This window comes from Candidatus Zixiibacteriota bacterium, assembly GCA_040753495.1.
Classification (GTDB): Bacteria; Zixibacteria; MSB-5A5; order GN15; family PGXB01; genus DYGG01.
In genome coordinates this window covers 1-7482 of the sequence record JBFMEF010000107.1, presented here as the reverse complement: position 1 = coordinate 7482, position 7482 = coordinate 1, and the positions used below count along the sequence as shown (strand labels likewise).

Annotated in this window: 11 protein-coding genes and 2 tRNA genes; 3 read left to right on the top strand and 10 right to left on the bottom strand. The window is 50.8% G+C overall.

All coding sequences use genetic code 11. The features are described 5' to 3' along the window. The 8 genes from AB1690_07005 to AB1690_06970 form a co-directional block, all read right to left on the bottom strand. The coding region (locus AB1690_07005; GenBank protein ID MEW6015053.1) for a 30S ribosomal protein S2 at positions 1 to 145 on the bottom strand (145 nt) is incomplete at its 3' end. A gap of 116 nt (positions 146 to 261) precedes the next feature. After that, positions 262 to 654: a 30S ribosomal protein S9 gene (gene rpsI, locus AB1690_07000; protein ID MEW6015052.1), complete on the bottom strand. Its 393-nt coding sequence runs from the start codon at positions 652 to 654 to the stop codon at positions 262 to 264. Between the two features lie 26 nt (positions 655 to 680). After that, complete coding sequence (gene rplM / locus AB1690_06995) at positions 681 to 1106, bottom strand: 50S ribosomal protein L13 (protein ID MEW6015051.1); 426 nt, start codon at positions 1104 to 1106, stop codon at positions 681 to 683. Positions 1107 to 1224: 118 nt separating this feature from the next. Next, positions 1225 to 1818: a SprT-like domain-containing protein gene (locus AB1690_06990; GenBank protein ID MEW6015050.1), complete on the bottom strand. Its 594-nt coding sequence runs from the start codon at positions 1816 to 1818 to the stop codon at positions 1225 to 1227. Positions 1819 to 1868: 50 nt separating this feature from the next. Beyond that, positions 1869 to 1941 (bottom strand) — tRNA-Ala (locus AB1690_06985). An 84-nt stretch (positions 1942 to 2025) separates the two neighbouring features. Beyond that, positions 2026 to 2406, bottom strand: coding sequence for a histidine kinase dimerization/phospho-acceptor domain-containing protein (locus AB1690_06980; protein ID MEW6015049.1), 381 nt, complete (start codon positions 2404 to 2406; stop codon positions 2026 to 2028). Positions 2407 to 2417: 11 nt separating this feature from the next. Further along, on the bottom strand, positions 2418 to 3248 hold the full coding sequence (locus tag AB1690_06975) for a PAS domain-containing protein (GenBank protein ID MEW6015048.1): 831 nt from the start codon (positions 3246 to 3248) through the stop codon (positions 2418 to 2420). 6 nt (positions 3249 to 3254) lie between these two features. After that, positions 3255 to 5234, bottom strand: coding sequence for a S8 family peptidase (locus tag AB1690_06970; protein ID MEW6015047.1), 1980 nt, complete (start codon positions 5232 to 5234; stop codon positions 3255 to 3257). A 156-nt stretch (positions 5235 to 5390) separates the two neighbouring features. Here AB1690_06970 and AB1690_06965 point away from each other — a divergent pair. The 3 genes from AB1690_06965 to AB1690_06955 all read left to right on the top strand — a co-directional run bounded on the left by AB1690_06965 (position 5391) and on the right by AB1690_06955 (position 6611). Further along, positions 5391 to 5462: transfer RNA gene (locus tag AB1690_06965), tRNA-Arg, on the top strand. Between the two features lie 40 nt (positions 5463 to 5502). Further along, positions 5503 to 6147 (top strand): thioredoxin family protein, encoded by a 645-nt coding sequence (locus AB1690_06960; protein ID MEW6015046.1) that lies wholly within the window; start codon positions 5503 to 5505, stop codon positions 6145 to 6147. An 8-nt stretch (positions 6148 to 6155) separates the two neighbouring features. After that, the gene (locus AB1690_06955; GenBank protein ID MEW6015045.1) at positions 6156 to 6611 is read left to right on the top strand and encodes an OsmC family protein; all 456 of its coding nucleotides are present in this window, start codon (positions 6156 to 6158) and stop codon (positions 6609 to 6611) included. 306 nt (positions 6612 to 6917) lie between these two features. On the opposite strand, the gene AB1690_06950 is transcribed toward AB1690_06955, so the two are convergent. Together AB1690_06950 and AB1690_06945 are read right to left on the bottom strand one after the other, a co-directional pair. Further along, positions 6918 to 7172 carry a SemiSWEET transporter gene (locus AB1690_06950; protein ID MEW6015044.1) on the bottom strand — a complete coding sequence of 85 codons (255 nt, stop codon included), beginning with the start codon at positions 7170 to 7172 and terminating at the stop codon, positions 6918 to 6920. A 4-nt stretch (positions 7173 to 7176) separates the two neighbouring features. Next, positions 7177 to 7419: a hypothetical protein gene (locus tag AB1690_06945; GenBank protein MEW6015043.1), complete on the bottom strand. Its 243-nt coding sequence runs from the start codon at positions 7417 to 7419 to the stop codon at positions 7177 to 7179. Between the last annotated feature and the right edge of the window lie 63 nt (positions 7420 to 7482).

Below are 7482 nucleotides of genomic sequence, written 5' to 3'. Positions count from 1 at the left end.
CGTCCAGCGTCTTGTTGAGGTCGATGATATAGATGCCGTTTCTTTCGGTGAAAATAAACGGCCGCATTTTCGGATTCCACCGGCGGGTTTGATGCCCGAAATGGACGCCGGCTTCGAGGAGTTCCCTGATTTCAGGAGTAACCATTCTAAGACCTTTCAATTGGTTGGTGCTTCCACCCGGCCGCTGCCTCCGGACCACGAATGGGACCGCCGGAAGCCAGGCCGAATGTGATTATTTCCGGTAAATCCGGATAGTTACTTTTATCGTTTCGAGTACTGGAAGCGACGACGAGCTTTGGGACGCCCGAATTTCTTCCGTTCGACAGCTCGCGGGTCCCGCGTCAAATACCCTTTTCTTCTCAGCATGGGACGAAGGTCGGGGTCAAGTTTGGCGATAGCACGTGAAATGGCGAGACGAAGCGCGCCGGCCTGACCGGCCAGTCCGCCTCCCCGAACGCTGCAATAGATATCCAGTTTTCCCAAGGTGTCCGTCTCTTTTATCGGCTGATTGATGATATCTACAAGAACCCCTCGTTTGAGATACTCGCGGGGAGTCTTGTCATTGATGACAAACGTTCCGCCGCCCACTTTGATTACGGCGCGGGCAACCGATTCTTTCCTGCGACCGGTCGCTGCAAAAACTGTTTCACTCATGAATTCACTCTATTAATAAATCGATATTATTTCAACGGTTCCGGTTTCTGTGCCTGGTGCGGATGCGCCTCCCCCGGGTAAACATGCAATTTCTTAAACATCTTGCGACCCAGTCGGTTCTTGGGGAGCATGCCCATCACGGCCCGCTCGAAAACCTGTTCCGGCTTGGTTTGCATCATCCGGCGATAAGGGGTGACCTTCAGCCCTCCGGGATAGCCGGAAAAATTGTAATATTTCTTATCGGCCTCTTTGCCGCCGGAGATTTTAAGTTTTGTGGCATTGATGGCAATCAGGTAATCGCCGGTATCCAGATGCGGCGTAAATATAGCCTTGTTCTTGCCTCGCAGGACATTGGCGGCAGCCACGGCGGCGTGACCTAACGTCATGCCATTCAGGTCAAGCAAGTACCACTTCTTATGTAAGGTCTCAACCTTTGGTATAAATGTCTTCATCCTACCCCCGGAAAGTTCCGGTTTAACAATTTAACGACTTCAAAAGCCTTTCAATATATTCAAATTCATCAACCTGTCAAGTCTTTTTAGAATTATTTACCTGTTCAACGGCAAAGAATTAAGCCTTCCGAAAATCTTGCCGCTTGGAAATAAGTTTGAATTTTGGGTCGAATTTTCCCCCTTTGGAGCAGACTCCACAGGATGCCATCCGCAGCCGCTTTCGGCGTGGATATTCTCTCTGGCAGTTGGGGCAGTAATAGAGGTATCGGTACTGTCCGCGCAGACTGGGATGTGAGCGAGCCTTGAGCGAAGCCCCCAGTCGCTGCGCCATAGATTTAAAAGCCCGGTCATGACGGGGATGAATGATATGAATCATCTCATGTTTCAGCGTATCCTCAATCTCTTCCGGAAAGAGTTGATGATATTTCACGCCGATTTTTATCTCCTGGCGCCGAGGATAATAAAGTCCCGCTCCCAGCAAACGCTCGGAGTAATTTATCTTTACCCATGGCAATTTCCCCTGGAAATAAGCGAGGTTATATTCATCGAAGAGCTCCTGGAGCCGCTCCAGGCTGGGAAGACTGGTCCGGGCGTTTGCCGAAGTTGCCGGGGATATTGTAACCGGGACAGATTCGGACGGCGCCGCGGGGCTTTCAAAGAGGTCGAAATTGAACCGTCTCAGCGATATGACATTTCGCGAACTGCGTTTCATCGTAAACTTAAACAAAAACCGCCGGGGATTTCCGACGGCTTGCATTTTTCTGGAGCCGAGGGGAGTCGAACCCCTGACCTCTTGACTGCCAGTCAAGCGTTCTCCCAACTGAACTACGGCCCCGTGAGTTTTTCAATATAGCGGCGGTGATTGATAAGTCAAGGGAAATATGGCAACAGATGAATTTGTTTGGAAAGGAAACGGCGCTCAGAGTTCAATCAATTTGCCGCCGTCGGTTTGGCGAAACCGCAGATGCTCAATATCAATCAGGGTCTCAATAACTTCTCTGATTCTCTCCGCTTCGGCGCCAATGCGGATTATTCTATCTCTTATATCCGGCGGCATCTCTACCGGGGAATTCAACAGCATCTCCACGGTTGCAAGTATCGACATGAGGGGATTATTGACTTCGTGATTGATGGTAGCCGCGGTAAAAGAAACTATATCAAGCAGTTCCTGTTCGCGTCCTTTAGTGTCGGGAACGCCCTTGCGGATTACCAGACGGCGCTGATTGTCGCCCTCTCTTGGGGGGCGCAATTCCTGATTTCTAACTGCGGCGGTTTCTGGAACATAAACGGTACTGTCCATAATATCCCGATTCAGATGGCGAAGGAATAGAGAGCGTTGCCGAGGTAGCGCGCCAGGTTTCGCAACTCGACATCGAGACGTTGATAATCGCCGCGGGTGATAATTCTCAAGATGCCCCATTTTTCTCCGCGACAGACAAGAGAGTACCAAAGATCGGCAAGCGGCGGTCCCTCCTGTTCGCCGATAGATACCAGGGTGCATTTAACATTCTCCCCGGCGGCACGGCTGGTTTCAAATTCCTCACGGCTCAGAGCGATATCGCCGAAATCTATCTTGTAGGAGTACTCCACGCTGGAGGCGCCCAAGAGACGAAGACGGTTATTCTCGAACTCATAGATTCCATTCTGGAGGATGGCAGGATGTTTCAAAAGTGAGGCGGTCAAGCCCTTCCAGTCAATATTGGCGACCGTCGCCGCAATGGAATCGGAAATATTCTCGCGGACAGCGGCAAAGAGGTCGGCGTCAGTGCTGACCGCCGGAATCCGCACTAACGGAAGAAGCACCACCTGATAATTGGCGGGATTACCGGCAATAAAATTGAGCGAAATCACTGCCTGGTACGGCTGTCCCTCTCCCTGGGCATTGACAAAATTAAGTTCGACCGCTTCGAAGAAAGTCTCATAGTGGCGGCATCTTTGAAAAATCGTCCGGAGAGTGGAATGAGAATCTTCGGTCAGGAATCCTTTGATATCTCGTCCGAAAAGGTTCTCCCGCGGACAATGAAGAATATCTTCGGTCAGGTCGTCGATATAGACAAATCGTCCTTTGAGGTCGATTTTGAAAACTGCGCATCGCTTCAGACGTCGGTCAATGGCGCGCGTTTCCGTTACGGGGCTATTCATCTCAGTTCAGATTTTTTTAAAAACTTTAATCTTCTCCACTGTCCTGCCAGCGGCGACAATAACTATGTACATCCCCGGCGCCACTTTCTTTCCCTCGGAATTTGTCCCATTCCAGATTATGGCCTCGCCAGGGGTACTGTTATTATCGGAGATTTTTTCCCAAACTTTCTCTCCCGAAACGGTATGGATGGTTATTTTTGCGGATGTTTGCGGCAATTGACCGAGAAATATGGTCAAAGTGTCGGTAAAGGGGTTTGGACCCGCGGTTATAAGAAATCGTTCAAAAACTGAGAACAGCACGTCGGCGGTATCGGCATTTATTCCGGCGGTGGCAACAAATTGGACCGTCCTGGAACCGATATCTTCCGCTGTCCCAACATAGGTCAATGAGGCGGTACCATCGCCATTATCGATGAAACCGGCGCTGGACGGCAGATTGGATGCCGAAAATGAGATTGTCTCCCCCCCACCTCCGATAGCGGAAATTGTCAATGAGACAGTATCTCGCACCTGTAACCTTATAGAAGATATAGGATTAATTTGGAGCAGACCGGAGGCTTTGAAGGTGTCGAAGAGGCCATAGCCGTAAAGATAGTCTGGGTTGGCATAGCGGTCAGCGGAGCGAGACAGAGCATCGCGAAGCTGAATAGGATTCCAGTCAGGATGAATCTGCAGCAGGAGTGCCCCGGCCCCGGCGGCTATTGGGGTGGAAAGTGAAGTCCCGCTGGCAAGAGTGTATCCTCCGTTGAAATTGGCGGCGGTGGCATTTATCCCCAGCGCCACTATCTCTGGCTTTCGGCGGCCGTCATATGTGGGACCGGAAGACGAGAAGCCGGCAATCAGACCGCTGGCGTTGACTGCCCCAACCGAAATGATGGAATCGGCATCGGCCGGGGGAGAAATATAGAAAAAGGGGTCATCTCTTTCATTACCGGCGGCGTTAAAGACGGCAATCATGCGGGAGGCGGCAATATCGGCCGCAATGGTGATAGGAGCGGTGTTGCCATCAAGCATCGAATAGATAGCGGTGCCGTCGGTATTCTCGTACCAATCGACATACCCCAGCGACGACGATATGATATCGGCGCCGAGAGAATCAGCCCATTCGGCCGCCGCAATCCAGTTGTATTCTTCGGAAATTTCTTCGGCATAAGTTTTCTCGGTTTTTGCCAGGAGGTAATCGGCATCAAAAGCGGCTCCCACTAAGAAGCCGGGGGCATATCCGCCGCAGACCGAAAGGACATAGGTTCCATGCTGCGGCTCAATTGGCGAATTGCTCCGGTCGCCGACAGAGGTATCGTTATTTATGAAGTCATACTTGTCAATCAGATTCAGAGAGGCAAGGGAAGGATGATTGAGCTCAAAGCCGGTATCAAAAATCGCAATGAGAACCCCTTCTCCGGTATAACCAAGATGATGCATCAGCGGAATATTGACCATATTAAGCTGTGTAAAGGAATTGCCATAATCAGGGTCGGCCGCTTCTTTCCGGGGTAACATTGTCCCCTCCGGCAGCGGTTTTCGCCTGAAGGCGGCAACCATTTTGATTTCCGAAACGAATGGCAGAGCCGCGAACTGCTCAATCTGAGTTGAAGTGGCATTCACCGCCACGGCGTTCAGCCAGCGCGACGGGCGCAGGATTTCTGCCCCAGACTGTCTCAATATTTCAATATAACTTGGACTGACCGGAATGTCGTGGTAATCTCCGGCCGGTTCAAGGCTGCGCCTCTGTCGTCGAAGTCGCGCCCTTTCGGAAAACGATTGCATAGCGGACAGTACTTTGCCGCGGAAAGAAGTCTGGTCGAAGGTTTCCTTGTCGGTGAAAAAGACCCAGACCTTGAGACTCCGCTCCGGATTGTCCCGGAATATCTCCCGCAGTCGGGGGTCAATCTTATCCATTTTCAGCGGTCCGACGTGCAGCTCCGTTGCCGCCGCCACAGATAGAAACATCGCAAAGAATATTGATAACCCTATTTTGGCATTCATTGTCATGTCCTTGTCAGCTAAATGGTCAACTTAATCTTAGCCGATAAAATGCCCGGGGTCAAGACGGAACTGCGATAACGCAGAGTTTGAAAACTATGATTGACAAGCCGGCTGAAAAATCATAGTATTGGTTCATACATAAGATGTATGGCAATTGCCCCCGTGGTGTAATGGATAACGCATCGGCCTCCGGAGCCGGTAATCCTGGTTCGATTCCAGGCGGGGGTATTATAGTGACGCTTTAGACTGTTTTTTGAAGGGGTGGGTCATGGCATATCTTCAAGAAAAAGACCGTAAGGCAATCCAGGAAAAACTTAAAGGGCTGAGCAATCTCGTCAGGCTGGTCTACTTTACTCAGGAATTGGAATGCCAGTACTGTCGCGAGACCCGGCAATTATTGGAGGAGCTGGTCTCGCTGTCTGACAAATTGAAACTGGAGGTGTACAATTTTCAGCTCGACAAGCCGATAGCCGACCAGTACAAAATAGACAAGATTCCGGCGACCGTAATTCTGGGAGAGAAAGACTACGGCATCCGATTTTACGGAATTCCGGCCGGCTATGAGTTTGCCACCCTCCTGGAGGATATAATTGCGGTTTCCAAGCGAGATTCGGGGCTTTCAGAGAAAACTCGCGAAAAACTGAAAACGGTCAAGCAGCCGCTTCATTTTCAGGTCTTCGTCACTCCGACGTGACCGTACTGCCCGGCCGCGGTGCGGCTCGCGCATGCCTTCGCCATGGAATCGGAATGGATAACGGCCGATGGAATCGAGGCAACCGAATTTCCGCATCTGGCGAACAGGTACTCCGTTCAGGGAGTGCCAAAGACGGTCATCAATGAGAAATTCTTTATTGAAGGAATGATGCCGGAGTACCGGTTTGTGGAAGAATCCTTAAAAGCGCTGGATAAATAGAGGGACAAATGGACGAAAAGAAATTTACCATCACGATGGAGCATAAGAAGGATTTCGAGTTCCTGGTTACTTTCGACGAGGGAATGGGGCAGATTCTTCTGGATGAGCCTTCCCCGCTGGGCAAAAATGCCGGTCCCAATGCCGCGCGCATTCTTTCGGCGGCAATTGGCAACTGCCTCAGCGCCAGCCTGCTTTTCTGCCTGCAGAAAGCGCGGGTAGAAACAAGCGGCCTGAAATCTGCTGTGACCACTACAATTGTGAGGAACGAGAAAGGGCGCTTTCGAGTCGGCGGCGCCGAGGTGTTAATCAATGTCAATATCGGCACTGAGGCTCCCAACCGGGTGGCGCAATGTATCAATCTCTTCGAAGACTTCTGCATCGTCACCCAGAGTGTCCGCAAAGGGGTAAAGGTTGATGTCGTGGTGCAGAATCAAAACGGGGAGCAGCTCTATAAATCAGCCTGAGGGCGCGTCATCGCCCCCAGTGAACTTCAGCTTAGCAGGGCACGAGCCCTGCTTGCCCGCCGAAGGAGGGCGCTAGTGCCCTTTTCGTTCCGATTTTCGGAACGAATACCCTTGACCATTTTGAATCCGTCGTAACCGGCGGATTCTGACAGGAGCCCGCCGCAGGCGGGGGCTCCTGCCCTGCAAATGCTCCCCGGACGATTAAAGCAAGTTGGACAAAGTCCGTCTCTTGGCTCCGTGGCGACATAGGTTTTGACAATCCCGCAATGTCGAAACCTAAGAAGGATTGCGACCTACCCGATTGTTTTATTTATATCTTAATTTGTAAAGCAGAATCATCCCCGCGATCGCCAGCGTAACGACATTGGCGATTATAATCGGGGGCGAGCCGATTAGAATGCCGTACACCAGCCAGAGAAATATCCCGATACAGATAACGACAAACATCAACAAAGAGATATCTTTGGTCGAGCGTGACTTAATCACCTTAATGAGTTGCGGCAGAAATGACAGGGTTGTCAAAGTTCCGGCAAGATATCCCAGAAGCGAAATCGCATCCATCTTCTCAAATCACCTTCAGCACCTTGAAAAGTTTGTAAAGGGCGAACAAAGTCCAGACCCCTTCGAGAATTATGAAGGGAACGGCGTCAAGTGAAACCGCATAGTAGGTGGAAAGCCCTCCCCCGGCGATATTTAATCCGATATAGGTCTGGTCGTCCTGGGTTAATCGTTTCAAAAGGTTCAGAATGAACGCCAAAAGAAGCGCCATCATTCCGACGATGCCGATAATCAAGTTGAGGGTTATCATTTGATGGGACAATTAAATCAGACGAGTCGATTAATACAAGAACAAAAAGGCGGAATCGGGGTC